This window comes from Streptomyces sp. NPDC058773 (assembly GCF_042746015.1).
GTDB lineage: Bacteria > Actinomycetota > Actinomycetes > Streptomycetales > Streptomycetaceae > Streptomyces.
Map to the genome: position 1 here is coordinate 1 of NZ_JBHYPE010000073.1, position 25352 is coordinate 25352.

The window sequence follows — 25352 nt, forward strand, 5'->3', positions numbered from 1 at the left end:
ATGCCGTCCGGGCCGTAGGCGATGGCCTCGACCTGGGGGGAGGCGGGGACCATGGTGATGATGACGTCGGCGTCGGCGACCGCCTCGGCCACCGAACCGGCCGTACGCCCGCCGTTGTCGGCCAGGCGCTCCAGCTTGTCGGCTTCCAGGGTGTAGCCGGTGACCGGGTAGCCGGCCTTGATCAGGTTCTCGGCCATGGGCGAGCCCATGATGCCCAGACCGATCCACGCGACCTTGGGGAGAGTGCTCATCAGGTGCCTCTTTTCGCATCACAGAAGGGGCGGACGACGGCGTGGGAGGGAGCGCCGTCCGGTCTTTACGGGTGGGCGGTGACGCCGGCCGGGCGTCAGACCTTGAGCGGCTTGACCGCGGTGGGCGCGTGACCGGGCTCGGTCGCGATGTCCTCCCACTCATGGACACCGGCGATGTCGGAACCGCTCATCGAGATATTGGTGATCCGTTCGAGAATGGCCTCGACGACGACCGGGACGCGGTGCTCGGCGGCCAGCTTCTTGGCCTCCTCGAAGGCGGCGCCCAGCCGGCTCGGGTCGGAGACCCGGATGGCCTTGCAGCCCAGGCCCTCGGCGACCCTGACGTGGTCCACGCCGTAGACGCCCAGCTCCGGCGCGTTGATGTTCTCGAACTCCAGGTTGACCTGGAAGTTGATGTCGAGGTTGCGCTGCGCCTGCCGGATCAGGCCCAAGTAGGCGTTGTTCACCAGGACATGGATGTACGGGATGCGGTGCTGGGCGCCGACGGCCAGCTCTTCGAGCATGAACTGGAAGTCGTAGTCGCCGGAGAGCGCGACGACCGGTGTCTGCGGGTCGGCGGTGGCGACGCCCAGCGCGGCCGGGATGGTCCAGCCGAGCGGGCCGGCCTGGCCGCAGTTGATCCAGTGGCGCGGCCGGTAGACGTGCAGCATCTGCGCGCCGGCGATCTGGGACAGGCCGATGGTGGTGACGTAGCGGGTCTCCGGGCCGAAGGCCTTGTTCATCTCCTCGTAGACGCGCTGCGGCTTCATCGGGATGTTGTCGAAGTGCGTACGGCGCTGGAGCCGGGCCTTGCGCTCCTGGGTGGCGGCAGCCCAGTCGGAGCGGTCCGGCAGCGCGCCCGCCTCTTTGAGTTCGCGCGCGACCTCGACGAACAGCTCCAGCGCGGCCTTGGCGTCCGAGGCGATGCCGTAGTCCGGGGCGAAGATCTTGCCGATCTGGGTCGGCTCGATGTCGACATGGACGAACGTCCGGCCCTGGGTGTAGACGTCCAGCTTGCCGGTGTGGCGGTTGGCCCAGCGGTTGCCGATGCCGAGGACGAAGTCGGACTCCAGGAAGGTGGCGTTGCCGTAGCGGTGCGAGGTCTGGAGGCCGACCATGCCGGCGTTCAGCTCGTGGTCGTCAGCGACGATGCCCCAGCCCATCAGGGTCGGCACGACCGGTGTGCCGGTCAGTTCGGCGAACTCCACCAGCAGCCCGGACGCGTCGGCGTTGATGATGCCGCCACCGGCGACGATCAGCGGGCGCTCGGAGGCGTTGAGGAGGGTGAGCGCCTTCTCGATCTGGGCGCGGGTCGCGGCGGGCTTGAAGGCGGGCAGCGGCTCGTAGGTCTCGGGGTCGAAGTCGATCTCGGTCAGCTGGACGTCGATCGGCAGGTCGATGAGGACCGGGCCGGGGCGGCCGGAGCGCATCAGATGAAAGGCCTGCTGGAAGACGCCCGGGACCTGCGCGGCCTCCATGACGGTGGTGGCGGCCTTGGTGACCGGCCTGGCGATCGCGGCGATGTCGACGGCCTGGAAGTCCTCCTTGAGGATCACCGCGGTGGGGGCCTGGCCGGTGATGCAGAGGATCGGGATCGAGTCGCCGATCGCGGAGTAGAGGCCGGTGATCATGTCCGTGCCGGCCGGTCCTGAGGTACCGATGCAGACGCCGATGTTGCCCGGATGGGTCCGGGTGTAGCCCTCGGCCATGTGCGAGGCGCCCTCGACATGGCGCGCCAGCGTGTGATCGATCCCGCCCGCGCCCTTGAGCGCCGCGTAGAAGGGGTTGATCGCGGCGCCCGGCACTCCGAAGGCGTGGGCCACGCCCTCCCGCTTGAGGATCTCCACCGCGGCGCGGGCGGCTGTCATTCGAGGCATCGAGTACTCCTGCGTCGACCTGTCACGGGCAAGCTCCAGCGCGGCGCCAGAGGCGGCTGATTCCGTATCGCGGAACTAATGTTTTGCTCTACGGAAGGAAAGTAGAGCGCGGCGATCCGGTCGTCAAGGGATGCGGCCCCCGACCCGCGCGCCCGCACCGAACCGGCACCGGCGACAGCCGTCAGAGAGAATCCGGGCACGACGAAAAGCCGCGCAGCGGACCATGGCCCGATGCGCGGCTTCGCGCCCTCTCCCGAGAGACCACCGAGGGCCCCACCCAGCGGCTGGGTGAGGCCCTCTTTTCCACGGCGATCTGCACCTTCGCGGGAATGCGCCGCACTCTCACGGGAAGTCCGTGCACTTGCACCGGAATTCGGTGCACTCCGGCATCAACTCAGCGCATTTTCCCGCGAGTTGACCTCAGCGGATCGGCATCCCCGAGAGCGTCCGGGCGATCACCAGGCGCTGGATCTCGCTGGTGCCTTCGAAGATGGTGTAGATGGCGGCGTCGCGGTGCATCCGCTCGACCGGGTATTCGCGGGTGAAACCGTTACCGCCGAGGATCTGTACGGCCTGGGCGGTGACCTTCTTGGCGACCTCGCTGGCGAAGAGCTTCGACATGGAACCCTCGGCAGAGGTGAACGGCTTCCCGGCCACCGCCATCCAGGAGGCACGCCAGACCAGCAGCCGGGCGGCGTCGATCTGGGTGCGCATATCGGCGAGCTGGAAGGCCACGCCCTGGTTGTCGATGATCGGGCGGCCGAACTGGGAGCGGGTCTTCGCGTACTCCAGCGCCTCTTCGTAGGCCGCCCGCGCGGTGCCGACCGCCATCGCGCCGACCGCGGGCCGGGATGCCTCGAAGGTGGCCATGGCGGCGTTCTTCACGCGCTCGCCGTTCACGTTCTCCCGGGCGCGGGCCAGGCGCTCGTCGAGCTTCTCCTTGCCGCCCAGGAGGCAGTGGCCGGGGACCCGCACGTTCTCCAGCACGACCTCGGCGGTGTGCGAGGCGCGGATGCCGTGCTTCTTGAACTTCTGCCCCTGGGAGAGGCCGGGGGTGTTCGGGGGGACGATGAACGAGGCGTGCCCCTTGGAGCCGGCGTCGGGGTCGACGACCGCGACCACGACATGGACGTTGGCGATGCCGCCGTTGGTGGCCCAGGTCTTGGTGCCGTTGAGCACCCACTCGTCCTTGGCCTCGTCGTAGACCGCGCGGGTGCGCATCGCGGCGACGTCCGAGCCGGCGTCCGGTTCCGACGAGCAGAAGGCGGCGACCTTGACGTCGTTGACGTCGCCGTACATCTGCGGGACCCAGGTGCCGATCTGCTCCTCGGTGCCGTTCGCGAGCACGCCGACGGCGGCCAGGCCGGTGCCCACGATCGACAGGCCGATGCCGGCGTCGCCCCAGAACAGCTCCTCCATCGCCATGGGGATACCGAGACCCGTGGGGTCGAAGAACTGCTGGGCGTAGAAGTCGAGGGAGTACAGGCCGATCTTGGCGGCCTCCTGGATCACGGGCCAGGGGGTCTCCTCCCGCTCGTCCCATTCGGTGGCGGCGGGGCGCATGACGTCCGCGGCGAAGCCGTGAATCCAGTCACGGACTTCCTTCTGCTCGTCGTTGAGCTCCATGGTGAACTCGGCCATGTCCCCTCCTGCTGCCCGGGCATTACTGTGTTACTAGCGGTAACCCGAAGTGTGTTACTCGCCAGTAAGCAATGTCAACTCCCCTGGGAACGAAATCGCCGTGGAGATCGGGTGTTACGTTGCGCCAGCGCCACGGATTCACAAGGGTGGGGAGCACGACCATGGAAAGCACCGAGCACAGCGGCCGCCGGCAGTCGGCGACCGAGCGCCGGCGGCGGGAGCTGCTGGAAGCCGCCGAGCGCATTGTGCTGCGCGACGGACCGGACGCCTCGATGAACGCCATCGCGGCCGAGGCAGGCATCACCAAGCCGATCCTCTACCGGCACTTCGGCGACAAGGGCGGGCTCTACCGCGCGCTCGCCGTACGGCACACGGATGCCCTGCTCGCCAATCTGGCGACCGCGCTGGACGCCCCCGTCCTGCGCCGCGACCGGGTCGAGGCCACCCTCGATGCCTACCTGCTCGCGATCGAGACCCGGCCGCAGGTCTACCGCTTCCTGATGCACCCGTCGGACGAGGACAACGCCTCCGAGTCCGGCTTCGACGTCGGACGGCACTCCGCCCCGCTGCTGCGCCGGCTCGGCGAGGAGCTGGCCAAGGTGATCACCGACCGGCTCGATCTGGGACCGGGCGGCGAGCTGACGGCGCGCGTCTGGGGCCATGGCATCGTCGGCATGATGCAGCACGCCGGTGACTGGTGGCTGCGCGAACGCCCGTGCTCACGCGAGCAGTTGGTCAAGCAGCTGGCCGATCTGCTCTGGGGACAGCTGGCCACGGTCGAGGACCGCACGGACGGCCCCGGCTTCTGAGCCCGGCCCGTGACACGGCAGGCGGGCGCCGGTGGTTCAGCGGCCGGACTCCCCCGCGGGTGCGGCCCACGGGGCCTTCGCCGCGGCGCGCAGCGCCCGGCGGCGGCGCAGCCCGGTGAGGTGGTCGACATAGAGTCCGCCGTCGAGGTGGTCGCACTCGTGCTGGAGGCAGCGGGCGAAGAAGCCGGTGCCGGTCACCGTCGCGGGTTCGCCGGTCAGGGTCACCCCGGTCACGACGGCGTGGTCGTGGCGCGGGGTACCGGCCTCGATGCCGGGGAGCGAGAGACAGCCCTCGGGGCCGCGGATGACCGGGCCGTCGGCCTCGACGAGCCGGGGGTTGACCAGATGTCCCAGATGGCGGCGGTCCTCGTCGTCGGGGCAGTCGTAGACGAACACCCGCAGCGGGACGCCGATCTGGTTGGCGGCGAGGCCCACGCCGTGCGCGGCGTACATCGTCGCGTACATGTCCTCGACCAGCCGGGCCAGCTCGTCATCGAAGACGGTGACCTCCTGGCAGGGCTCGGTCAGGGCCGGATCGCCGAGCAATCGCAGCGGGCGGACATGGCCGGAAGTGCCGGGAATGGTGCGGGGACGCATGGGGACAAGCGTACGGTCCTGGGGACAGCGGATGTCGCCGCACGGGTGGCGGGGTTCGGGGCTGCGGCCGGATCTCGATAGGCTGATCCCCGACCGAAGCCCCGGCCGGTCATCGGCTGCGGAGGAGCGTTCCACCGGCAGCCCCCACGGCAGGCGGGCGCCGGATGCAAGGAGGATCAAGGACGATGGCAGGCAACACGGAGCCGCTGTCGCCGCGGGCCAAGCTGGCCGTGACGGCAGGCAAGGCCGCGGCGGCGGTATCGCGCGCGGCGGGCCGCGGCAGCGGATCGGTGATCGGTGGCCGGGTGGCGCTCAAGCTCGACCCCGACCTGCTGGCGCGGCTGGCACGGCACTTGGACGTCATCCTGGTGTCCGCGACCAACGGCAAGACGACCACCACGCGGCTGATCGCGGAGGCGCTGCGCGCCAGCGGCCCGGTGGTCTCCAACGCGCTCGGCGCCAACATGCCGGCCGGCATCACCTCCGCCCTGGCGGGCGGCTCGGACGCCAAGTACGGCGTCATCGAGGTGGACGAGAAGTACCTCGCCGGGGTCGCACGCGATACGACACCGAAGGCCATAGCGCTGCTCAACCTCTCCCGCGACCAGCTCGACCGCGCCGCGGAGACCCGGATGCTGGCCGAGCACTGGCGCGAGGGGCTGGCCGGCTCCAAGGCGCTGATCATCGCCAACGCGGACGACCCGCTGATCGTGTGGGCGGCCTCGTCGTCCGCGAACGTGGTGTGGGTCGCGGCCGGGCAGGAGTGGAAGGACGACGCCTGGTCCTGCCCGTCGTGCGGTGGTGTGATGCAGCGGCCGGGCGACGACTGGTTCTGCGCGGAGTGCGGTTTCCGCCGTCCCACGCCCAGCTGGGCGCTCTCCGGCGATCATGTCCTGGACCCGCACGGCAGCGCGTGGCCGATCAAGCTGCAGCTGCCGGGGCGTGCCAACAAGGCCAACGCCACCACGTCCGCCGCGGTCGCCGCCGCCTTCGGGGTGCCGCCGCAGGTGGCCCTGGAGCGGATGTTCTCGGTGCAGGCGGTGGCCGGGCGCTATGACGTGGTCACCTTCATGGAGCGGGAGCTGCGGCTGCTGCTGGCGAAGAACCCGGCCGGCTGGCTGGAGACCTTCTCGCTGATCGACCCGCCGCCGACCCCGGTGATCATGTCCGTGAACGCACGCGGCGCGGACGGCACCGACACCTCCTGGCTGTGGGACGTCGACTACACCCGGCTGGCCGGGCACCCGATCTTCGTGCTCGGCGACCGCAAGCTGGACCTGGCGGTGCGGCTGGAGGTCGCGGGTCTCGACTTCCAGGTCTGCGAGAGCCTCGATGAGGCGGTGCAGCTGGCGCCGCCCGGCCGGATCGAGATCATCGCCAACTACACGGCATTCCAGGACCTGCGCCGACGGGTGGGCAACTGACGATGCGCGGGAAAGGACGAGCGAACATGAGTGACAACAGCCTGCGGCTGGTGTGGATCTACCCGGACCTGCTGAGCACGTACGGCGACCAGGGGAACGCCCTGGTGGTGGAGCGGCGGGCGCGCCAGCGCGGTCTGGACGTCCAGCGGCTGGATGTCCGGTCCGACCAGCAGATCCCCACCTCCGGCGACATCTACCTGATCGGCGGCGGCGAGGACCGGCCGCAGCGGCTGGCCTCCGAGCGGCTGATCCGCGACGGCGGGCTGAGCCGTGCGGTCTCCAACGGCGCGATCGTGTTCTCGGTGTGCGCCGGCTACCAGATCCTGGGTCATGAGTTCATCAACGACCTCGGGGAGCGGCAGCAGGGCCTGGGGCTGCTGGACGTGGTGAGCGCCCGCGGTGAGGCCGAGCGCTGCGTCGGTGACGTACTCGCCGATATCGACCCGCAGTTGGGGCTGCCGCCGCTGACCGGCTTCGAGAACCACCAGGGCGTGACGCACCTGGGCAAGACCGCCCGGCCGTTCGCCAAGGTGCGCTTCGGCAAGGGCAACGGCGTCGGCGACGGCTACGAAGGCGCGTGGAACGACACCGTCTTCGGTACGTACATGCACGGCCCGGTGATGGCGCGCAACCCGCACATCGCCGACCTGCTGATCAAGCTGGCGCTGGACGTCAACGCGCTGCCCCCGGTGGACGACACCTGGTACGAGGCGCTGCGCCAGGAGCGGATCGCCGCGGCGACCACGCCCGCCTGAGCGCCACCGCGCCCATTCGTACGCCCGCAGTCTTGCACTGCGGGCGTACGTGTTCCCGGCGGCCCCGCGCTTGTAGGGTGAGCGGATTCCCACCGGACGACGGGGTCCGGGCCCCCGGTTGAGTTGCAGAGGTTTTTCGAGCAATGCGTATTGGTGTCCTCACCTCCGGCGGCGACTGCCCCGGACTGAATGCCGTCATCCGGTCCGTCGTCCACCGCGCCACCGCCGATCACGGCGATGAGGTGATCGGCTTCCGCGATGGCTGGAAGGGCCTGCTGGAGGCCGATTACCGCAAGCTCGACCTCGATGCCGTCGGCGGCATCCTGGCGCGCGGCGGCACCATCCTCGGGTCGTCCCGGGTCCAGCCCGCACATCTGCGGGACGGCGTGGAGCGGGCCCGCGGTCATGTCGCCGAACTGGGCCTCGACGCGATCATCCCGATCGGCGGCGAGGGCACGCTGAAGGCGGCGCGGCTGCTGTCGGACGCGGGGCTGCCGATCGTGGGCGTACCGAAGACCATCGACAACGACATCGCGGTCACGGATGTGACGTTCGGCTTCGACACCGCGGTGGGCGTCGCCACCGAGGCGCTGGACCGGCTCAAGACCACCGCCGAGTCGCACCAGCGGGTGATGATCGTCGAGGTGATGGGGCGGCACACCGGCTGGATCGCGCTGCACTCGGGGATGGCGGCCGGTGCGCACGCCATCGTGGTGCCGGAGCGGCCCTTCGACATCGAGGAGCTGACCGCGCGGGTCGCCGAACGGTTCGAGGCGGGCAAGAAGTTCGCGATCGTGGTGGTCGCCGAGGGCGCCAAGCCGCGCGAGGGCACCATGACCTTCGATATCGGCGGCAAGGACATGTACGGCCATGAGCGGTTCGCCGGGGTCGCCCGGCAGCTGTCCGTGGAGCTGGAGGACCGGCTCGGCAAGGAGGCGCGTCCGGTCATCCTCGGGCACGTCCAGCGCGGCGGCACCCCGACCGCGTACGACCGGGTGCTCGCCACCCGCTTCGGCTGGCACGCCGTCGAGGCCGCGCACCGCGGCGAGTTCGGGATGATGACGGCGCTGCGCGGCACCGACATCACGCTGGTGCCGCTGGCGGAGGCCGTGGAGACCCTCAAGACGGTGCCCGCGGAGCGCTACGACGAGGCCGAGTGCGTGCTGTGACCCGATGACCCCGGCGCGATGGTTCCGCGCTGTACGAACCGCCCCCGGCCGCTCCCACGGCCGGGGGCGGTTCTAGTCTTGTCGCCGGAGCATTGGTACGAATCAGGAGCGAGCGGATGGATCACAGCGGGCACGGCATGGACGGCATGAACATGGATCTGCCGCCGTTCACGCTGGGAAGAGGCCTGGAGTTCGGTGGTGATCCGGTCTTCCTCGTCGGCTGTCTGCTGGGGCTCGCGCTGTACGGCTGGGCGGTGGTCCGGCTGCGGCGCCGGGGGGACGCCTGGCCGGTGGGCCGTACCGTCGCCTGGGCCCTGGGCATCGTGACGGTGGCACTGGTGATGTGCACCCGGCTCAACGACTACGGCATGGCGATGTTCAGCGTGCACATGGTCCAGCACATGGTCATCAGCATGCTCTCGCCGATCCTGCTGCTGCTCGGGGCGCCGGTGACGCTGGCGCTGCGCGCCCTGCCGGCCGCCGGCCGCGGCCGCAAGGGGCCGCGCGAACTGCTGGTCGCGCTGCTGCACAGCCGCTACATGCGGATCATCACGCACCCGGCGTTCACCATCCCGCTGTTCATCGCGAGCCTCTACGCGCTCTACTTCTCCCCGCTGTTCGACTTCCTGATGGAGTCCCGGGCCGGGCACATCGGGATGATGGTGCACTTCCTCGCGGTGGGCCTGGTGTTCTTCTGGCCGATCATGGGCGTCGACCCGGGCCCGCACCGGCCCGGGTACGTGATGCGGATGCTGGAGCTGTTCGCCGGCATGCCGTTCCACGCGTTCTTCGGTATCGCGCTGATGATGGCGTCGGAGCCGATGGTCACCACCTTCCTGAACCCGCCCGCCTCGCTCGGCATCGACGCGCTGTCCGACCAGTCGGCCGCCGGCGGGATCGCCTGGGCCTTCAGCGAGATCCCGTCCGTGGTGGTGCTGATCGCCCTGGTCTTCCAGTGGTACAAGTCCGAGGAGCGTCAGTCGCAGCGCGCGGACCGGGCCGCCGACCGCAACGGCGACAAGGATCTGGCCGACTACAACGCCTATCTCGCCTCGCTGAACGCACGGGGGCAGTGACGGCACGTCGCGCGTCTGGCGGTACGGGCCGCGGCCGGGGACGATGGTCCCATGGCCGCGGCCCGCGCCGTTCCGTCGGCGTCCCGGCCGCCGTGAGGAGGGTGCGGGTATGCCCGGATCTGCGAAGACGATGGCCGTGTGCACGGTGGGCGGGCTGATCGCGGCGACCGCCTACACGGTGGCGATGGGCGCGAACGGGTGGGTCTGGTTCTCCTGGGTGGTGGTGGCCCTGGTGACGATCGGGGTGGTGGCCTCGCGGCCGGTCTGAGCCGGCCGTTCGCAGGCGCCGCTCAGAAGCGGAAGACGGGCCCGGTGGCGGAGTCCATGGTGCAGGCGTTGGGGAACTCCTTGTGCCAGTTGACCGGGATGCCGCGCCAGGTACCGGTCGCGCTGACGGTGACCGGGTCGTACTCCCTGGTGCAGGTGTGCGGCTCGCCGGGCAGCGCGTCCAGGTCGCCGCGGGCCCAGGTCAGCGCGTCGCAGGCGGCGCCCGCGTGCGGATGTCTGCGGTGGATGTCCGGGCAGCTGAGCCGCACCCCGCGGCTCCAGGAGCTGCCCGCTCCGGTCATGGTGAGCACCAGGCCCTGGTCTCCGGCCGGCGGGTCGTCGGCGCCGGCCGGAGCGGCGCAGAGCAGCGTGGCGAGCACGGTGGCGGGCAGGATGGCGCGGGCGGATCGGCATCGACGGCTGACGGGCATCGTGGTCTCCTGGGAACGCTCGGTGGCATCACATGCGGGAGCCCGACAGGGACACGCGCCGCCGGGCGGAGTCAGGCCACCTCGCTGCGCCCCCGCGGACAAGCGGCCACGCCGTGAGGTCGCCCGTACGGCCCGCGGATACCGCCCCGAAGACAGGGTGGCCGGCAGCGGAGGAGGCGGCTCCGCTGCCGGCCACCGGACCGGGGTTACCCCACGCGCTCGATGCGGGCGCGCCGGATCAGGAACTTGCCTTCCTCACGTACCTCCTCGAATGCCGCGTTGTTCAGCAGCACACAGCTGCCCGATGCGGAAGTGACGGAGACGGTGGTCGACTTGTTGTTGTCCAGGTTGGTCACCTTCAGTTTCGTCCCGGTGGGGAACTCGTCGCTGGACGCCGCGGGTGCGCCGCCCTCGCCGGAGAGGGTCACCGTCGAGCCGCGGCACACCACGTCGTCGCCGCCGGCCGGCGGGGCGGCCGAGGCGGACGCGTCACCGGACGCGGGCGGGTCGTCCGAGGCCGGTGGCTGCGCCGAGCCGGAGGGCGGCTGCGATGCGGACGAGGCGCCGCCGGCGGGTGGCTGCTCGGCCAACGGCGGGGCGCCCGCGGACTCACCCCCGCCGTCGGAGCAGCCGGAGGCCCGCTGCTTCAGCCGGATCTCCTTGATCACGGCCTCGCGGTTGGCGATCCGCGCGGCCGACTGGGCATCCGGGTTGGCCTTCTGGTCGGCGATGAACTTCTGATTGTTGCTCAGGGCGGTCGCCAGTCCGTCGCACGCCGCCGATGCCTGGCTGGTGCCCGTGGTGGCCACGGCGATCCCGCCGACCAGTGCCGCCGCGCTGACACCGATGACGATCTTCTGACGTCGTCCGACTGTTCTCTTTCGGGACATCTGCATGGCTCCTGTCCTCGGCCCGGACCGTGGGGTCAGTCTCGGTTGCCGGACAGTACGGCGCGCCCCTCCGGTGCGTCTCAAGCCGGGTGGAAAGTTGTCCGTGGATGCCAAAGCGGCTGCCGAAAGGGAAGAAGCCAGTGGCCCGGCCGGATGCGCCCTACCGGGAGCGAGTCAGCATCGATCCGGCCGAAGGTGCTTACCTGCCACGGCACTTGCCCATAGACTCACTGGCCGTTCCGGGCAGCCCTTGTGACCTGCGACGAGGTGGCCGCCCCGGCGAGCCTAGGGAATGGAGAGCTGTCCTGTGCTCTACCAGGTGCTGAAGTACCTGCTTCTGGGGCCATTACTGCGACTGGTGTTCCGGCCGCGGATCGAGGGACTCGACCATGTACCGGAGGAGGGCGCGGCGATCATCGCCGGCAATCATCTGTCGTTCGCCGATCACTTCGTGATGCCGGCCATCGTGCCGCGCCGGGTGACGTTTCTGGCCAAGGCGGAGTACTTCACCGGTCCCGGTCTGAAGGGGCGGCTGACCGCGGCGTTCTTCCGGGGCGTCGGGCAGATCCCGGTCGACCGCTCCGGCGGCCGCGCCTCGCAGGCGGCCATCTCCTCGGGGCTCTCCGTACTGCGCAAGGGCCGGCTGCTGGGCATCTACCCGGAGGGCACCCGCTCGCACGACGGCCGGCTCTACAAGGGGCGCACCGGCGTCGCCGCGATGGCCATCCGTGCCGGAGTACCGGTGGTGCCGTGCGCCATGATCGGCACCTTCGAGGCGCAGCCGACGGGCCGGCGGCTGCCGCGCATCATGCGGATCACCATCCGCTTCGGCGCACCGCTGGACTTCTCCCGCTACGCCGGACTCGAGGACGAGCGCATGGCCCTGCGCGCCGTCACCGACGAAATCATGTACGCCATCCTCACCCTGTCCGGCCAGGAGTACGTCGACATCTACGCGGGCGAGGCCAAGGCCGCGGCCCAGGCGGCGCGGGCGCACGGACGGCGCGGGCACGGCAAGGACGAACGGGCGTCGTAATCCGATCGCGGAACGCACCGACGGCCCGTACCTTGACCGTCATGAAGCACGGGAAACGGGGGTGCCGACGATGAGCGCCCGGCTGCGTGGCATGGCACAGGAAACGGAACGGATCGTCGCGGCGGGGGCGTACGACGCCCCGAGCGGACGACGGGTGGAGATCGCGGCGGCGATCGGCCGGGCCCGGAACGGAACCCGGTTGTACGGACCGGAGCCGGTCGCCGTGGCGGCGCCGTCGCCGGGTGTGCGCACGGCGTTCGAGGTGACGGGGGAGGGCAGTCTCACGGCGGGGCGGCGGCTGGCCGAGTCGGGGGCGGGGCCGCTCGCCGTGCTGAATTTCGCCTCCGCGCGCAATCCCGGCGGCGGCTATCTCAACGGCGCGCAGGCCCAGGAGGAGGCGCTGTGCCGCGGGTCGGCGCTCTACACCTGTGTGCGCGAGGCCCCGGAATTCTACGCCGCGCACCGGGCCGACCCCAGCCCGTTCTACAGCGACCGGGTGCTCCTCTCCCCCGGAGTCCCGGTGTTCCGCGACGACCGCGGCACGCTGCTCGAAGTGCCGTACGAGGCAGGATTCTTGACGGCCGCGGCGCCGAACGCCGGGGTGATCGCCCGGCAGCGGCCGGCCGAGACCGGCCGGGTGGCGGCGGCGCTGGCGGTACGGGCCGAGCGGGTCCTGGAGGTCGCGGCGGCCGCCGGGCACCGTCAGCTGGTGCTGGGGGCCTGGGGCTGCGGGGTGTTCCGCAATGAACCGGCCGATGTGGCACGGGCGTTCGCGGCGGCGTTGCTGGAGGGCGGCCGGTTCGCCGGCTGGTTCGACCGGGTGGTGTTCGCCGTGCTGGACCGCCGGGCGGACTCGCCCACCCGGGCCGCCTTCTCCACGGTGTTCCCTGCGGACCGGCCGGACCGTTCACCGGCGCCGGCCATGGCGGACCGGGCGATCTCGAAGGCACGGAACGAGCCGTTCGCGGGCTGAGACGACGACAGGGGCGGCCGGGAGGATTCCCGGCCGCCCCTGCGTGCCGTCATGTGGTGCCGGCGGTTTTCATGCCGTCATCAGTGCACGGCGGGGAGGTCCAAGGACCCCACCAGGGACTTCGCCGCGTTCGGCTTGGGCGTGGCGTGCGGGGCGCAGGTCACGTCCTTGGCGTCGGTCTTCCCGGAGAGGAAGTACGCGTCGACCCGGTCGTTGATGCACGGGTTGACCTCGCCGGTGACACCGTGCGATCCGGCGTCCCGCTCGGTGATCATGCGGGAGCCCTTGAAGCGACGGTGCAGCTCGACCGCGCCACCGTAGGGGGTGGCCGCGTCCCGGACGCTCTGCACGATCAGCACGCTCGGCAGCCCCTTGCCGGTCTTGACCTCGACCGGCCGCTGCTGCTTGACCGGCCAGGTGGCGCACGGCAGGTTCATCCAGGCGTTGGACCAGGTCATGAACGGTGCCTGCCGGTGGATACGGGTGTTGTCCCGGTCCCACTTCTGCCAGCTGGTGGGCCACTTGGTGTCGGTGCACTCGACGGCGGTGTAGACCGCGTTGCCGTTCTCCGCGGAGATGTTGCCCGCGGTGTCCTTGAGGTTCGGACCGGCGTTCTCCACCAGCGGCTTGCTGTCACCGGCGAGGTACGCGCTCCAGACCTCGGCGACCGAGGCCCACATGTCGTCGTAGTACGGAGCGTTCTGGAAGAAACCGGTCAGCTCGGCCGGCCCGACCACGCCGCCGATGGGCTTCTTCTTGGCGGTCGCGCGCAGCTTCTCCCAGGCCGCCTGGACCTTCTTGGGGGTGCTGCCGATGTGGTACGCCGCGTCGTTCTTGGCGACCCACTTCTTCCAGTCGCCCCAGCGGGTCTCGAAGGCGATGTCCTGGTCGAGGTTGGCCTGGTACCAGACCTTCTCGCGGGAGGGGTCGACGACGCTGTCGACGAGCATCCGGCGGACGTGCCCGGGGAAGAGCGTCGCGTAGACCGCGCCCAGGTAGGTGCCGTAGGAGACGCCCAGGTAGTTGAGCTTCTTCTCACCGAGCGCGGCACGGATCACATCGATGTCGCGGGCGGTGTTCTTGGTCGTCATGTGCGGCAGCAGGCGGCCGCTGCGCTCGGCGCAGCCGTTGGCGTACTGCTTGGCGAGCTTGCGCTGGGCGCGCTTGTCGGCCTCGCTGTCCGGCACCGGGTCGGCCTTGGGCGCCTTGACGAACTCCTGCGGGTCCATGCAGGAGATCGGCGCGGAGTGACCCACGCCCCGGGGGTCGAAGCCGACGAAGTCGTACGCCTTCGCGGTCTTCGCCCAGAGCGGGTTCTTGGTGGTGATGCGGGTCGGGAACCTCATACCCGAACCGCCGGGGCCACCGGGGTTGTAGAGGAGGGAGCCCTGTCGCTCCTTCTTGCCGCCGGTGCTCACGGCACGGTCGACGGCGATCTTGATGGTGCGGCCGTTCGGCTTGGCGTAGTCGACCGGGACGGTGACATACCCGCACTGGACCGGCGGCTTGAAGCCCCAGTCCGCGGGGCAGTCCTGCCAGTCGATGCCCTTCTTGGCTGCGCGCGCGGCGGCGGTCGCCACACCCCGCGACTCGGCCGAACCGCGCTGGTGCTGCTCACCCGCCTGCGCGGGCGGAGCGGATATCGCTCCGGCAAGGAGCGCGCCGGAGACGAGAGTTCCGGCGGCGCCGAGCGCTGCTGATTTTCTCACGTGGTCAATTCCCCCTGCATGGTGCGCCGCTCGTGACGGCGTTGATCACAGGCTTACGGAGGGATCCTGTCGTGCGCCGTCCCCTCTTGAACAGGCTGGCTCCGCGATTCTTTACCAACCTGTAGGTTTCTTGCCGTGCCGAGGGCGCGCGACGACAGCCCAACGGGGCACGGAACGGCCGGACATCGCCGGGGAACCTCATCATTCCGGCCAACGCCGCCGGCCTGTGTGATGGGTCCCCGCAGCGCCCGCACCACTTCGGCGCCACCCTCAACTCGATGCCCATAAGGGATGGTTGACGGGACAACAGGAGAGGAAACAGCAGGCCGGGGGGCTCGACGGGGCACGCGGGGGCGCGGGCGGCCTGGCGGAGTGCGGCGCGGCTCGTTGGCCGCCAAGGGGGCGTGCAGGGGCGAGAATACGTCAATTGCCGTAGACCTGCCCCACAGGCATGTGCCAGCCGCACAGCTTCAGTAACCTTCCGTGAAGGCTCTCCCACTCACTGCCACGGGAGGGCTTCGGCGTTTTCGCGCTGACAGAGCCATCGCGAGGGAGATCCGAAGTGCCGGGTATCGATCAGGTGTTGTCCCAGGCGATGGGGATCCCGGGCGTTCTGGGCGCCGGGCTGATCGACTGGACCAGTGGGCTGACGCTCGGCACGGCGGGCCGGGCGCCGCACGGCGACCATGACGCGGCCGCCGCCGACACCGCCGACGTGGTGCAGGCCGTCGCGCGCAACGCCACCTTCGACACCTCGGGCGCCGGCGGCCCGGCCCTGGAGGACCTGATCATCACCGCCGACAACAGCTACCACCTCATCCGCTTCGTGCACACGGCCTTCGACAGCCAGACGTACCTCTACCTCTGGCTGGACCGCACCCAGGCCAATCTCGCCGTCGCCCGGCTCCGGCTGCGCGATCTGGCGGCGGAGCTGGTCGCGTCCTGAGTGCGCGCTCCGCCACCCCGCACGATCGCCAAAGGAACCAGCCATGGGCCTGCCCATATCCCCTCCCCCACCCGCACCGGCCGGGCTTCTCGACCGGTGCGCCGCCGAGCGGGTCACCGGCGCACTCCGCGGCCCGCACGGCTGCATCTATCTTCTCGAAGGCGCGGTCTACTGCGTCGAGGGCACCGCGGCCCCCGGTCTCGACATCCTCCTCCTCACGGCCGGAAAGGTGCCGCCGCAGGGCTGGCAGCACGCCGTCGAACGGGCGGGGCCGCACCTGGGGGCCGCCCAATTCCTGGTCAGCGAAGGCTGGTTGACCCAGAGCGAGCTGGAGATATGCCATCTCGCCGCCCTCCTCGACGCGGCGTTCTTCGCGCTGCCCCTGCCTCCGGAGTCCACCTCCTTCACCCCGGGAACCGCCCACTGGCTGGGCGTCGTACGGCCCATCAGCGCCGTCGCGCTCCAGCAGGCGACGGCCCGCCGCCGGGCGTTGCTCGACCGGCTGCACGCCTGGGCGGCGGTCGACTCCTCCCCCGTCATCCCCGTCCACCCGCGCACCTCCGCCCCCACCACGGGCCGGCAGCGGCGCCTCCTCGACCGCGCCGACGGCCGGCACACCCCGTACGAACTGGCCCGCCTGCTGGGCCAGTCCGCGTTCGCGACCCTGCTGGACGTCCGCCGTCTCGCCGCCGCGGGCCTGGTCGAGCTGCCCCCGGTGGCGGCGGCGCTGCCACGGCGGCGGCCCGGCGCCTGCCTGGACGGGCAGCCCGCCGCCGTCGCCGAAGGGCGCCCGGCCTCGGCCTGGCACGTACCGGTTCCGGGCCTCCTCGATACCGCCGATCCGGATATTGCCCTGCTTGTCCGACTGCGTACGGCGTTGGAGGAGAACCTGTGAGCCCCTGCGCACGAACACCGTGCAGCCCATGAGGCGCGTCATCGGAAAGCGCGCCCGGAAAAGGAGACTGATGACGATCGAACCCCGGATACGGGATGAATTACACATGCTGCGCGATCAAGTGCGCCATTTCCAGGGCGGGATGGTGGCGAGTGTGGACGGCATGGTGATCGCCCACGATCTGCCGGACATCGAACCGGACGGTCTGGCCGCGCTCACCGCCGCCGCGATCGGTGTCGCCAAACGCCTCACCGAGGCGACCGGTCAGGGCTCCTTCGAGGAATCCCTGACCCGCGGCGCCACCGGGTATATCGCCGCCTATTCGGCCGGCCGTCGCGCGGTACTGACCGCCGTGGCCGGTACGGACACCAACGTCGGGCGGCTCCATCTGCAGGCCAGGAAGGCCGCGGAACGGATCGGGGCCCTGGTGGACGCACCACCCCGCCGATAGCCGCCGCCGGCCGCCGGCACCCGGCAATTCCACCCCACGTCCCCGCCCGTACACACGCCGCATCCCACAACTCCCCATCCCGCACCCGAATCCCCGAAGCCCCAGATCCCCTGAGCGCCTGAATCCCCGAAGCACCAGAAACACCAGAAACACCGTCAAGGAATCGAAAGGTCTGACCCCTCATGGCTCACATGGAATCCGCTCTCGCCGACGCGATGTCGACCATCGAGGGCGCGGTCGGCGTCGCCCTGGTCGACTACACCAGCGGCATGGCACTGGCCACCCTCGGCGACAATCAGACGCTCGACCTCAATATCGCGGCGGCCGGCAACACCGATGTCGTACGCGCCAAGATGCGCACCATGGAGATGCTGGAACTCCAGGGCTCCATCGAGGACATGCTCATCACGCTGACCGCGCAGTACCACATCATCCGCCCGGTGACCGGCAAGAACGGAGGCGGTCTCTTCCTCTATCTCGTGCTGGACCGCAAGCGCGCCAATCTCGCCCTGGCGCGCCACCGTCTGGCCCGGCTGGAAGCCGATCTGGAGGTCTGAGCGGAGCCGCCGCCGTCACCCGGCGGCGGCGCTCCGGGCGGCCTCGTCCAGGAGGCGCCGCAGCCGTAGCGCGTCCGGGGCGACGGCGGTGGCCAGGGCCGCGGGACCGGCGAGCGGCGCCAGCACCCCCTGTCCCGCCGCCGGTCCCGCCGCGCTCCGCCCCGCGCCGTCGGACCGCTCCCCCGCCGTGGCGCCCAGCAGCCGCACCTCGGCCGGGCACTGCTCGAACTCCGGCTTCACCACCAGGAGTTGACCCAGAGCACGGTGCCCGTCCAGGACGGCCGAGGTGTCCCACCCGGGGGCGCCGGGCCCGTACGCCGTCTCCTGGTCGAGCAGCGTCCGGCCGGTCCGGCGGACGACGAGCCGGCTGTGCAGTGCGCCGGTCTCCTCGCCGCTGCGTCCCAGGACCTGTTCCTCGCGCAGTACCAGGCGGGCGGTGGGGGCCAGTTCGACGGTGGTGGTCATCCGCAGCTCGCTGCCGGCCGCTGAGATCAGCGGTTCGGGCAGCCAGTCGAGCCGGGCGCCGTCGGCCACCGTCAACCGCACGTCGTAGGTGGCGTGGCCGGGCGTGCGACCGGGCAGCGCGACGGTCGCGGCGGCGGTCGTGAGATGCAGGGCGGCGCCCGGCCCGACGGTGACTTCGATGGCCAGCCGGTCGCCGCCGAGCGGGGCGCTCATGGCGCCGACGACACAGACCCGGGCCTGCCGGCCGGTCCCGCGGATCCGCCGCAGCGCGAACGGGCCGTCGCCGTCGAGCACCGGCAGCCGGGTGGCACCCCCGTCATCGGCGCGCGCGACGATGCGGGCGGTGGCACGCAGACCGGCGGCCGGCGCGGCATCGGGCCGGGGCGGCGGCGCCGGGGCGGGAAGCGTGCGGGTCATGCCGGGCCCGCGGTCCAGTCCGCCAGCCGTCCCCGGACCCACTCCGCCACCGGCCGGACACCGTTCTCCGACGTGAGGGCGGTGAAGACCACCGGCAGCTCACCGCGTTGGGCCTTGGCGTCGCGGGCCATGCCTTCCAGGTCGACACCGACGTGCGGGGCGAGGTCGGTCTTGTTGATGACGAGGAGGTCGGAGGTGGTGACGCCGGGGCCGCCCTTGCGCGGGATGTCATCACCGCCGGCCACGTCGATGACGAAGATCTGGGCGTCGACCAGGCCCTTGGAGAAGGTCGCGGTGAGGTTGTCGCCGCCGGACTCGACCAGCACGAGATCGAGCGGGCCGACCGCCTCCTCCAGGTCCTCGACGGCTTCGAGGTTGGCGGAGATGTCGTCGCGGATGGCGGTGTGCGGGCAGGCGCCGGTCTCGACGGCGGAGATCCGCTCGGCGGGCAGAACGGCCTCCCGGAGCAGGAATTCGGCGTCCTCGCGGGTGTAGATGTCGTTGGTGACGACGGCGATGGACAGTGCGTCGCGCAGGGCGCGGCAGAGCGCGGCGACGGTGGCGGTCTTGCCGGTGCCGACCGGGCCGCCCAGCCCGATGCGCAGGGCCCGCCGGGTGCCGTCTCCCCGTACGGGGGCGGGGGCACTGTAGGTATGGCGCTCGGGAAAGGTGTCCTTGTGATCGAGGTGCATGCTCACTCCGGTGATGGGTACGGCCGCGCGGGGGCGGCAGGAGGCCGACGGGTCAGGAGGCGAAGAGGCGTACCGGCCAGGCGGCGTGCTGTTGGGCGGTGATGTCGAGCAGCGGCGCGGAGGCGGCGGGCAGGGCGTCGACCCCTTCGGCGGTGACCCGCCGCGCGGCGTCGGCGCCCCGTTCCGCGACCCGGTCGAGGTCGGCGGTGAGGCGGGCGAGCACGGCGGTGGCGTCGAAGGGGTCCAGGCTCAGCAGCCGCACCGCCGCGGTCGCCGGGCCGCTGATGCTCTCGTAGGCCACGGCGTACGCGGCGTCGAGCGGCGGCAGACCGGCGGACCGGGCGGCCAGGCCCAGGACGACGGGCTGGTGGGCGCCGCGGGGGCGGGCCGTGGCGAGCGCGTCGAGTGCGGCGCTCGGCCAGGTGGCGCGGGCGGCCCGCATCATCTGCCGGCCGAGCCGCCGGGCGACCTGCCGCAGCGCCGGTACGGGCGTACGGGCGTCGGCGGCGTCGTCCAGCAGGAGCGGGTCGTGGCCGGCCGCGGCCGCGGCGGCGAGCCCCGCGGCGACCAGGCCCGCGGTGTGCAGCCGGCCCCGGCAGAAGCTCTCCAGGGTGGCGGCGTCCTTGATGCGTCCCGCGGCGACGGCCGGTTCGGCGCCGCCCGAGTGGGCGTGCCCGCCGGCGGGGAACCGGCCGTCGGCGAGGACGAGCAGCGCTGCGCGGCTCATCGGTGGTACGTGTCCTTCGTCGGGGTTCTCATCGGTGCTCCTCAGAAGAGGAAGTACCGCTGGGCCATGGGGAGTTCGGCGGCGGGGCGGGGTTCGACCACCTCGCCGTCGATGGTCACCGTGAAGGTGTCCGGGTCGACCTGGACGCGCGGCAGGGCGTCGTTGTTGCGCATATCGGCCTTGGTGATGCCGCGGGTGCTGCGGATCGCCTCGTAGGACTTGGCGAGCGGGAGACGCTCGGGGAGGCCGTCCGCCAGGGCCTGCGGGGAGACGAAGTTGACCGAGTTGCTGCCGGGAGACCTGCCGGTGGCGCCGAACATCGGGCGGGGCAGGACCGGCTGCGGAGTGGGGATGGAGGCGTTGGCGTCGCCCATCTGCGCATAGGCGATCTGGCCGCCCTTGATGACCAGCTGCGGCTTCACGCCGAAGAACGCCGGGTCCCACAGCACGAGGTCGGCGAGCTTGCCGTCCTCGACGGAGCCGACGAGATGGTCGATGCCCTGGGCGATGGCCGCGTTGAGGGTGTACTTCGCGACATAGCGGCGGGCGCGGTGGTTGTCCGCGCGGCCGTCGCCGGGGAGGGCGCCGCGGCGCCGCTTCATCACGTGCGCGGTCTGCCAGGTGCGCAGCACGACCTCGCCGATCCGGCCCATGGCCTGGGCGTCCGAGGCCATGATCGAGATGGCGCCGAGGTCGTGCAGGATGTCCTCGGCGGCGATCGTCGAGGGCCGGATACGGGACTCGGCGAACGCCAGGTCCTCGGGGACCGCGGGGTTGAGGTGGTGACAGACCATCAGCATGTCGAGGTGCTCCTCGACGGTGTTGACGGTGTGCGGCCGGGTCGGGTTGGTGGAGGCGGGCAGCACGTTCGGCTCGGAGACCATCGCGATCATGTCGGGGGCGTGGCCGCCGCCGGCGCCCTCGACGTGGAAGGCGTGGATCGAACGGCCCGCGATGGCGGCGAGGGTGTCGCCGAGGAAGCCGGCCTCGTTGAGGGTGTCGGTGTGGATCGCGAGCTGCGCGCCGCTCTCCTCGCAGACCGTCAGACAGGCGTCGATGACGGCCGGTGTGGCACCCCAGTCCTCATGGATCTTGAAGCCGAGGATGCCGGCCCGCAGTTGGTCGCGCATCGAGGTGAGGGAGGTGGTGTTGCCCTTGCCGAGCAGACCGACGTTGACCGGGAGCGCGTCCATCGACTCCAGCATCCGGGCGACGTGCCAGGCGCCGGGGGTGATGGTGGTGGCCTTGCTGCCCTCGGCCGGTCCGGTGCCGCCGCCGATCAGGGTGGTGACGCCGGAGGCCAGCGCCTCGTCCGCCTGCTGCGGGCAGATGAAGTGCACATGGGTGTCGATGGCACCGGCGGTGAGGATCTTGCCGTTGCCCGCGATGACCTCGGTCTCCGGGCCGATGACCAGGTCGGGGTGGACGCCGTCCATCGTCTCGGGGTTGCCCGCCTTGCCCAGGGCGGTGATCCGGCCGTCGCGGATGCCGACGTCGGCCTTGACGATGCCCCAGTGGTCGAGCACGACGGCGCCGGTGATCACGGTGTCGGGGGTGCCCTCGGCGCGGGTGGCACGGGACTGGCCCATCGATTCGCGGATGACCTTGCCGCCGCCGAAGACGGCCTCGTCACCGGCCCGGCCGGGTCCGCCCGAGCGGTCCTCGGTGATCTCGATGACCAGGTCGGTGTCGGCGAGCCGGATGCGGTCGCCGGTGGTGGGGCCGAAGAGGTCGGCGTACGCCTGGCGGGTGAGTTCAGCCATCGAGGGTGCCTCCGGTCTCCCCGCGCAGACCCATGACGATGCGTTTGCCCCCGATGGGGACGAGTTCGACCTCGGTGGGGATGCCGGGCTCGAAGCGCACGGCGGAGCCGGCCGGGACGTTCAGCCGCTTGCCGTGCGCGGCCGCGCGGTCGAAGTCGAGGCCCGGGTTGGCCTCGGCGAAGTGGTAGTGGGAGCCGACCTGGACGGGGCGGTCGGCGGCGTTGAGGACGGTCATCCGGGTGCGGGGAAGGCCTTCGTTGAGGCGTACCGGCTCGTCGGCGTGGAGGATCTGGCCCGGGATCATATGCGGCTCTTCCCCGTTCAGTTGATGGGTTCGTGCACGGTGACGAGCTTGGTGCCGTCGGGGAAGGTGGCCTCGACCTGGACGTCGTGGATCATCTCGGGGACGCCGTCCATGACCTCGTCGCGGGTGAGCACCTTGCGGCCGGAGGACATCAGCTCGGCGACGGTACGGCCGTCCCGGGCGCCTTCGAGGATGTGCACGGTGAGCAGGGCGATCGACTCCGGATGATTGAGCTTCACCCCCCGGGAGCGGCGCTTTTCGGCCACGTCTGCCGCCACATGAATCATCAGCCGCTCCTGTTCATGCGGGGTCAGTTGCATACCTTCCACCTCACAGTCTTCCCGCCCGGACGCATTCGCCCAGGTCACAGGCGTGGGTACACCTGCGTCGATAGGTGTACCACGCAGTAATTAAAGGAGGAGCAAACCGACTTTCAGCACTTGGCCATCAAGCGCCCCACGCCAGGAGGCTAGTTCGGCGGGATTTCATCGGCGTTACGACGAGCGACCTGTCGACGCCTCTTCTTCCACCCGATGTAACGCGGCGTTATTACGCGCCGTTACGGCACGGTGACCGGCTTCCGGACCGGCTGCGGGCCCGTCAGATCCCGGGCCGGACAGGGAATCCGCTGGCGAAATCCGCCCCGTGGAAGCCGCTCCGCCCCATGGAACAGATGACCGCCATGCACCAGGAATCGCCACTATCGACATAAACCCGACCCGGCCCGTTCGCCGAACACGACTGTCCGGTATGCGCTCTTGACGGTTTGCAAAGTGATCGCAATTCTCATGTGCGCGTCAAATAGCTCCATCCCCCCACACCAGCATCGGAGCCACATCGTGACTCGTTCCACGCGAATACGCCGGGCCGCGCTGGCCACGGGCGCCGTCGCCGCCGTTGCCGCCACCGTCTTCACCGCGGCCGGCGCCTACGCCGGGACCGCGCCGGCGGCCGCCCCGGACATCGACGTCAAGGCCGTCAAGGCCGACCTGGACCAGCTTCAGTCGATCGCCGACGCCAACGGCGGAAACCGCGCGCACGGGCAGCCGGGCTACAAGGCGTCCGTCGACTACATCAAGGGCAAGCTCGACAAGGCCGGATTCACCACCAAGGTCGAGGAGTTCGACGGCGGCGGCACCAAGGGCTACAACCTCGTCGCCGACTGGAAGGGCGGCGACGAGAGCAAGACCGTGATGGCCGGCGCCCACCTGGACTCGGTCTCCGAGGGCCCCGGCATCAACGACAACGGCTCGGGCTCGGCCGGCATCCTCCAGGTGGCGCTCGCCGTCGCCAAGGCGGACCTCAAGCCCACCAAGCACCTCCGGTTCGCCTGGTTCGGCGACGAGGAGGACGGCATGGTCGGCTCGCAGGCATACGTCGACAAGCTCGGCGCCGACAAGTCGAAGATCGACTCCTACCTGAACTTCGACATGATCGGCTCGCCGAACCCGGGCTACTTCGTCTACGACGACGACACCCGCCTGGAGAAGGTCTTCAAGGACTTCTTCGCCAAGAAGAACATCGCCACCGAGAAGGAGACCGAGGGCGACGGCCGCTCGGACCACGCCTCCTTCAAGGACGCGGGCATCGCCGTCGGCGGCCTCTTCTCCGGCGCCGACTACAAGAAGACCGAGAAGCAGGCGAAGGACTGGGGCGGCGAGGCCGGCAAGGCCTTCGACGCCTGCTACCACCAGTCCTGCGACACCTCGAAGAACATCGACGACAAGGCGCTGGACAACAACACCGACGCCATCGCCCACGCGCTGTGGGAGCTCAGCTCCTGATCTCCCCGCGCCTTCATACGGTCAGCGCTCGCTGACCGTCAGCTCTCGCGACCCGGCCGCCGGTCCCCGGCGGCCGGGTCGCGGTGTTCTGCGGCGATGCCGAAGCGTCGTCGTTCGCCCGGAGCGGACGGGAGCTGTCGCACGGTGGAGACCGTGCTGATCACCTGCTCCTCCTCCGCGCCCTGCGCACCCCGCCCCAGCTCATCAAGGAGCTGCAGGTCAGCGGCGGATACCAGCGCCACCAGCGGCTTGCCGTGACGGGTGACGACCACCCGCTCACCGCCGTAGACGACGCGGTTGATCAGATCCGCCAGCTCCGCCCGGGCTTGCGTCACCGGAATTTCGTAGGCCATGCTCCTAGCCTATGTAATGCCTACCTGGTCCACCGTGGTCCGTGGCGACAGCGAATGTCCAGGTCAGTGGTTCTCGCCTGCTCCTGTGCGCTCTCGTGTGTGAGAGATGTGTGAGACGAAGAATTTCCTGGTCGCACGGAGTCCTGGCGGGTCTCCGGTGCGGCGGAATACCCCGCTCGACCGGCCCCGCACGGGGGCTCCGGCCCGGCGGGTGCCTGCGTGCGCGTACCGGAGGCTGGGCGGATCCCCGCCCAGCCCCGCATCGGCAAGCTGTGGTAGGCAGCTCGATGTTGTAGCTGAGGATGGTCAGCCGGTCGCGGAGCGTAGAAGACTCCCGCCGGGAGCACGGAGCCCAGCGCCCGTGGTCCGGGCCGGGATCAGCGGCTGTGAACGGCATCGCTGAGCACCGGTGGCTGCGCATCAGCCGAAAACCCCTGTGGGCGCCGTCTAAGAAGCCAGTCATCGGGCACCCGCTGAACCACGCGAGATGCGCGGCGCGGGCTTCGTCACCCGCGCAAGCCACCACGGAGGAGGCGTAGCGATGAGCACGGTGAAGGAGACGGTGGACGTCGAGGTTCCGGTCCACACCGCCTACAACCAGTGGACACAGTTCGAGGAGTTCCCGAAGTTCATGGAGGGAGTCGAGAGGGTCACCCAGCTCGACGACAAGCACAACCGCTGGACCACCAAAATCGGCGGCGTGCGGCGGGAATTCGACACCGAGATCATTGACCAGCTCCCGGACGACCGCATCGCCTGGTGTACCACCACCGGCGATACACAGCAGAAGGGCCTGGTCAGCTTCCAGCGCCTGGACGAAACCCACACGCGGGTGGCGCTCGTGATGGACATCGAGCCCTCAGGCATGGCGGAGAAGGCCGCCGACATGTCGGGAACCATCGAACGGCGGGTCAAGGGCGATATGCGGCGCTTCAAGGACTACATCGAGCACCGTGGCGCCGAATCCGGGGCCTGGCGCGGCCGGATCAAGCCCGGCTGACCCAGTCCGGCGGGGGGGGGGGCCGGACACCCGCGCCCCCCCCCCCCCCGCGGCCCCCGCCCCCCGGAAGAAGAGAAAGGGGACCCACACAAA

Annotated in this window: 28 protein-coding genes; 14 read left to right on the top strand and 14 right to left on the bottom strand. The window is 70.6% G+C overall.

The features are described 5' to 3' along the window. The 3 genes from ACFW5B_RS33860 to ACFW5B_RS33870 form a co-directional block, all read right to left on the bottom strand. On the bottom strand, positions 1 to 251 hold a 251-nt coding region (locus ACFW5B_RS33860), incomplete at its 3' end, for an NAD(P)-binding domain-containing protein (protein WP_386448462.1). Between the two features lie 95 nt (positions 252 to 346). After that, positions 347 to 2128 (bottom strand): glyoxylate carboligase, encoded by a 1782-nt coding sequence (gene gcl, locus ACFW5B_RS33865; protein ID WP_386448465.1) that lies wholly within the window; start codon positions 2126 to 2128, stop codon positions 347 to 349. 420 nt (positions 2129 to 2548) lie between these two features. After that, on the bottom strand, positions 2549 to 3769 hold the full coding sequence (locus ACFW5B_RS33870) for an acyl-CoA dehydrogenase family protein (protein ID WP_386448468.1): 1221 nt from the start codon (positions 3767 to 3769) through the stop codon (positions 2549 to 2551). 161 nt (positions 3770 to 3930) lie between these two features. On the opposite strand from ACFW5B_RS33870, the gene ACFW5B_RS33875 reads away from it, so the two are divergent. Continuing rightward, a complete protein-coding gene (locus ACFW5B_RS33875) occupies positions 3931 to 4578 on the top strand; it encodes a TetR family transcriptional regulator (protein WP_386448471.1) in 648 nt (215 codons plus the stop codon). A gap of 36 nt (positions 4579 to 4614) precedes the next feature. Here ACFW5B_RS33875 and def read toward each other — a convergent pair whose 3' ends face one another. Beyond that, a complete protein-coding gene (gene def, locus ACFW5B_RS33880) occupies positions 4615 to 5175 on the bottom strand; it encodes a peptide deformylase (RefSeq protein ID WP_386448474.1) in 561 nt (186 codons plus the stop codon). Positions 5176 to 5360: 185 nt separating this feature from the next. On the opposite strand from def, the gene ACFW5B_RS33885 reads away from it, so the two are divergent. From ACFW5B_RS33885 to ACFW5B_RS33905, 5 genes are all read left to right on the top strand, one after another. Beyond that, positions 5361 to 6599 (top strand): MurT ligase domain-containing protein, encoded by a 1239-nt coding sequence (locus ACFW5B_RS33885; protein WP_386448477.1) that lies wholly within the window; start codon positions 5361 to 5363, stop codon positions 6597 to 6599. 26 nt (positions 6600 to 6625) lie between these two features. Next, complete coding sequence (locus tag ACFW5B_RS33890) at positions 6626 to 7354, top strand: glutamine amidotransferase (protein WP_362826401.1); 729 nt, start codon at positions 6626 to 6628, stop codon at positions 7352 to 7354. A gap of 143 nt (positions 7355 to 7497) precedes the next feature. Next, entirely contained in the window at positions 7498 to 8523 is a 1026-nt protein-coding gene (locus ACFW5B_RS33895) for a 6-phosphofructokinase (protein WP_386448481.1), read from the top strand. A 116-nt stretch (positions 8524 to 8639) separates the two neighbouring features. Then, positions 8640 to 9599, top strand: coding sequence for a cytochrome c oxidase assembly protein (locus tag ACFW5B_RS33900; RefSeq protein ID WP_386448484.1), 960 nt, complete (start codon positions 8640 to 8642; stop codon positions 9597 to 9599). Positions 9600 to 9708: 109 nt separating this feature from the next. After that, positions 9709 to 9867 carry a hypothetical protein gene (locus ACFW5B_RS33905; protein ID WP_386448487.1) on the top strand — a complete coding sequence of 53 codons (159 nt, stop codon included), beginning with the start codon at positions 9709 to 9711 and terminating at the stop codon, positions 9865 to 9867. A gap of 22 nt (positions 9868 to 9889) precedes the next feature. Here ACFW5B_RS33905 and ACFW5B_RS33910 read toward each other — a convergent pair whose 3' ends face one another. Further along, on the bottom strand, positions 9890 to 10297 hold the full coding sequence (locus ACFW5B_RS33910) for an SSI family serine proteinase inhibitor (protein WP_386448490.1): 408 nt from the start codon (positions 10295 to 10297) through the stop codon (positions 9890 to 9892). A 206-nt stretch (positions 10298 to 10503) separates the two neighbouring features. Beyond that, complete coding sequence (locus tag ACFW5B_RS33915; RefSeq protein ID WP_386448493.1) at positions 10504 to 11187, bottom strand: hypothetical protein; 684 nt, start codon at positions 11185 to 11187, stop codon at positions 10504 to 10506. Positions 11188 to 11494: 307 nt separating this feature from the next. Here ACFW5B_RS33915 and ACFW5B_RS33920 point away from each other — a divergent pair, with 307 nt between their 5' ends. Both ACFW5B_RS33920 and ACFW5B_RS33925 read left to right on the top strand, forming a co-directional pair. Continuing rightward, a complete protein-coding gene (locus tag ACFW5B_RS33920) occupies positions 11495 to 12223 on the top strand; it encodes a lysophospholipid acyltransferase family protein (RefSeq protein WP_386448539.1) in 729 nt (242 codons plus the stop codon). A gap of 70 nt (positions 12224 to 12293) precedes the next feature. Then, positions 12294 to 13196, top strand: coding sequence for a TIGR02452 family protein (locus ACFW5B_RS33925; protein WP_386448496.1), 903 nt, complete (start codon positions 12294 to 12296; stop codon positions 13194 to 13196). Positions 13197 to 13276: 80 nt separating this feature from the next. On the opposite strand, the gene ACFW5B_RS33930 is transcribed toward ACFW5B_RS33925, so the two are convergent. Further along, positions 13277 to 14905, bottom strand: coding sequence for an alpha/beta hydrolase (locus ACFW5B_RS33930; protein ID WP_386448499.1), 1629 nt, complete (start codon positions 14903 to 14905; stop codon positions 13277 to 13279). A gap of 562 nt (positions 14906 to 15467) precedes the next feature. On the opposite strand from ACFW5B_RS33930, the gene ACFW5B_RS33935 reads away from it, so the two are divergent. From ACFW5B_RS33935 to ACFW5B_RS33950, 4 genes are all read left to right on the top strand, one after another. Next, positions 15468 to 15851, top strand: a complete 384-nt coding sequence (locus ACFW5B_RS33935) for a hypothetical protein (RefSeq protein ID WP_386448502.1) — start codon at positions 15468 to 15470, stop codon at positions 15849 to 15851. A gap of 43 nt (positions 15852 to 15894) precedes the next feature. Then, positions 15895 to 16746, top strand: coding sequence for a hypothetical protein (locus ACFW5B_RS33940; protein ID WP_386448505.1), 852 nt, complete (start codon positions 15895 to 15897; stop codon positions 16744 to 16746). Between the two features lie 70 nt (positions 16747 to 16816). Beyond that, a complete protein-coding gene (locus tag ACFW5B_RS33945; RefSeq protein WP_386448508.1) occupies positions 16817 to 17197 on the top strand; it encodes a roadblock/LC7 domain-containing protein in 381 nt (126 codons plus the stop codon). Between the two features lie 182 nt (positions 17198 to 17379). Beyond that, positions 17380 to 17754: a hypothetical protein gene (locus ACFW5B_RS33950; protein WP_386448511.1), complete on the top strand. Its 375-nt coding sequence runs from the start codon at positions 17380 to 17382 to the stop codon at positions 17752 to 17754. Between the two features lie 15 nt (positions 17755 to 17769). Here the strand turns inward: ACFW5B_RS33950 and ACFW5B_RS33955 are convergent, their stop codons facing one another. Genes ACFW5B_RS33955 through ACFW5B_RS33980 form a run of 6 tightly spaced genes read right to left on the bottom strand, consistent with a single transcriptional unit; the run spans position 17770 to position 22442 of the window. After that, complete coding sequence (locus tag ACFW5B_RS33955) at positions 17770 to 18636, bottom strand: urease accessory protein UreD (RefSeq protein WP_386448514.1); 867 nt, start codon at positions 18634 to 18636, stop codon at positions 17770 to 17772. Continuing rightward, entirely contained in the window at positions 18633 to 19328 is a 696-nt protein-coding gene (ureG, locus tag ACFW5B_RS33960; protein WP_386448517.1) for an urease accessory protein UreG, read from the bottom strand. The genes ACFW5B_RS33955 and ureG overlap by 4 nt, the downstream gene beginning before the upstream one ends. 52 nt (positions 19329 to 19380) lie before the next feature. Then, a complete protein-coding gene (locus ACFW5B_RS33965; RefSeq protein WP_386448520.1) occupies positions 19381 to 20055 on the bottom strand; it encodes an urease accessory protein UreF in 675 nt (224 codons plus the stop codon). A 41-nt stretch (positions 20056 to 20096) separates the two neighbouring features. Continuing rightward, positions 20097 to 21818 carry an urease subunit alpha gene (locus ACFW5B_RS33970; RefSeq protein ID WP_386448523.1) on the bottom strand — a complete coding sequence of 574 codons (1722 nt, stop codon included), beginning with the start codon at positions 21816 to 21818 and terminating at the stop codon, positions 20097 to 20099. Next, a complete protein-coding gene (locus ACFW5B_RS33975) occupies positions 21811 to 22122 on the bottom strand; it encodes an urease subunit beta (protein ID WP_386448526.1) in 312 nt (103 codons plus the stop codon). The genes ACFW5B_RS33970 and ACFW5B_RS33975 overlap by 8 nt, the downstream gene beginning before the upstream one ends. Before the next feature lie 17 nt (positions 22123 to 22139). After that, on the bottom strand, positions 22140 to 22442 hold the full coding sequence (locus tag ACFW5B_RS33980; protein WP_026170153.1) for an urease subunit gamma: 303 nt from the start codon (positions 22440 to 22442) through the stop codon (positions 22140 to 22142). A 519-nt stretch (positions 22443 to 22961) separates the two neighbouring features. Here ACFW5B_RS33980 and ACFW5B_RS33985 point away from each other — a divergent pair. Then, entirely contained in the window at positions 22962 to 23906 is a 945-nt protein-coding gene (locus tag ACFW5B_RS33985) for a M28 family metallopeptidase (RefSeq protein ID WP_386448530.1), read from the top strand. A gap of 38 nt (positions 23907 to 23944) precedes the next feature. Here the strand turns inward: ACFW5B_RS33985 and ACFW5B_RS33990 are convergent, their stop codons facing one another. Continuing rightward, positions 23945 to 24259 (bottom strand): type II toxin-antitoxin system Phd/YefM family antitoxin, encoded by a 315-nt coding sequence (locus ACFW5B_RS33990; RefSeq protein ID WP_386448533.1) that lies wholly within the window; start codon positions 24257 to 24259, stop codon positions 23945 to 23947. A 541-nt stretch (positions 24260 to 24800) separates the two neighbouring features. On the opposite strand from ACFW5B_RS33990, the gene ACFW5B_RS33995 reads away from it, so the two are divergent. Further along, positions 24801 to 25259 carry an SRPBCC family protein gene (locus ACFW5B_RS33995; RefSeq protein ID WP_386448536.1) on the top strand — a complete coding sequence of 153 codons (459 nt, stop codon included), beginning with the start codon at positions 24801 to 24803 and terminating at the stop codon, positions 25257 to 25259. The last annotated feature ends 93 nt before the right edge of the window (positions 25260 to 25352 follow it).

Bases quoted from the DNA above. Each gene is read 5' to 3' on its own strand.
- gcl (WP_386448465.1), bottom strand. From the start codon at position 2,128: ATGCCTCGAATGACAGCCGCCCGCGCCGCGGTGGAGATCCTCAAGCGG.
- ACFW5B_RS33870 (WP_386448468.1), bottom strand. From the start codon at position 3,769: ATGGCCGAGTTCACCATGGAGCTCAACGACGAGCAGAAGGAAGTCCGT.
- ACFW5B_RS33875 (WP_386448471.1), top strand. From the start codon at position 3,931: ATGGAAAGCACCGAGCACAGCGGCCGCCGGCAGTCGGCGACCGAGCGC.
- def (WP_386448474.1), bottom strand. From the start codon at position 5,175: ATGCGTCCCCGCACCATTCCCGGCACTTCCGGCCATGTCCGCCCGCTG.
- ACFW5B_RS33885 (WP_386448477.1), top strand. From the start codon at position 5,361: ATGGCAGGCAACACGGAGCCGCTGTCGCCGCGGGCCAAGCTGGCCGTG.
- ACFW5B_RS33890 (WP_362826401.1), top strand. From the start codon at position 6,626: ATGAGTGACAACAGCCTGCGGCTGGTGTGGATCTACCCGGACCTGCTG.
- ACFW5B_RS33895 (WP_386448481.1), top strand. From the start codon at position 7,498: ATGCGTATTGGTGTCCTCACCTCCGGCGGCGACTGCCCCGGACTGAAT.
- ACFW5B_RS33900 (WP_386448484.1), top strand. From the start codon at position 8,640: ATGGATCACAGCGGGCACGGCATGGACGGCATGAACATGGATCTGCCG.
- ACFW5B_RS33905 (WP_386448487.1), top strand. From the start codon at position 9,709: ATGCCCGGATCTGCGAAGACGATGGCCGTGTGCACGGTGGGCGGGCTG.
- ACFW5B_RS33910 (WP_386448490.1), bottom strand. From the start codon at position 10,297: ATGCCCGTCAGCCGTCGATGCCGATCCGCCCGCGCCATCCTGCCCGCC.
- ACFW5B_RS33915 (WP_386448493.1), bottom strand. From the start codon at position 11,187: ATGTCCCGAAAGAGAACAGTCGGACGACGTCAGAAGATCGTCATCGGT.
- ACFW5B_RS33925 (WP_386448496.1), top strand. From the start codon at position 12,294: ATGAGCGCCCGGCTGCGTGGCATGGCACAGGAAACGGAACGGATCGTC.
- ACFW5B_RS33940 (WP_386448505.1), top strand. From the start codon at position 15,895: ATGGGCCTGCCCATATCCCCTCCCCCACCCGCACCGGCCGGGCTTCTC.
- ACFW5B_RS33945 (WP_386448508.1), top strand. From the start codon at position 16,817: ATGACGATCGAACCCCGGATACGGGATGAATTACACATGCTGCGCGAT.
- ACFW5B_RS33950 (WP_386448511.1), top strand. From the start codon at position 17,380: ATGGCTCACATGGAATCCGCTCTCGCCGACGCGATGTCGACCATCGAG.
- ACFW5B_RS33955 (WP_386448514.1), bottom strand. From the start codon at position 18,636: ATGACCCGCACGCTTCCCGCCCCGGCGCCGCCGCCCCGGCCCGATGCC.
- ureG (WP_386448517.1), bottom strand. From the start codon at position 19,328: ATGCACCTCGATCACAAGGACACCTTTCCCGAGCGCCATACCTACAGT.
- ACFW5B_RS33965 (WP_386448520.1), bottom strand. From the start codon at position 20,055: ATGAGCCGCGCAGCGCTGCTCGTCCTCGCCGACGGCCGGTTCCCCGCC.
- ACFW5B_RS33970 (WP_386448523.1), bottom strand. From the start codon at position 21,818: ATGGCTGAACTCACCCGCCAGGCGTACGCCGACCTCTTCGGCCCCACC.
- ACFW5B_RS33975 (WP_386448526.1), bottom strand. From the start codon at position 22,122: ATGATCCCGGGCCAGATCCTCCACGCCGACGAGCCGGTACGCCTCAAC.
- ACFW5B_RS33980 (WP_026170153.1), bottom strand. From the start codon at position 22,442: ATGCAACTGACCCCGCATGAACAGGAGCGGCTGATGATTCATGTGGCG.
- ACFW5B_RS33990 (WP_386448533.1), bottom strand. From the start codon at position 24,259: ATGGCCTACGAAATTCCGGTGACGCAAGCCCGGGCGGAGCTGGCGGAT.
- ACFW5B_RS33995 (WP_386448536.1), top strand. From the start codon at position 24,801: ATGAGCACGGTGAAGGAGACGGTGGACGTCGAGGTTCCGGTCCACACC.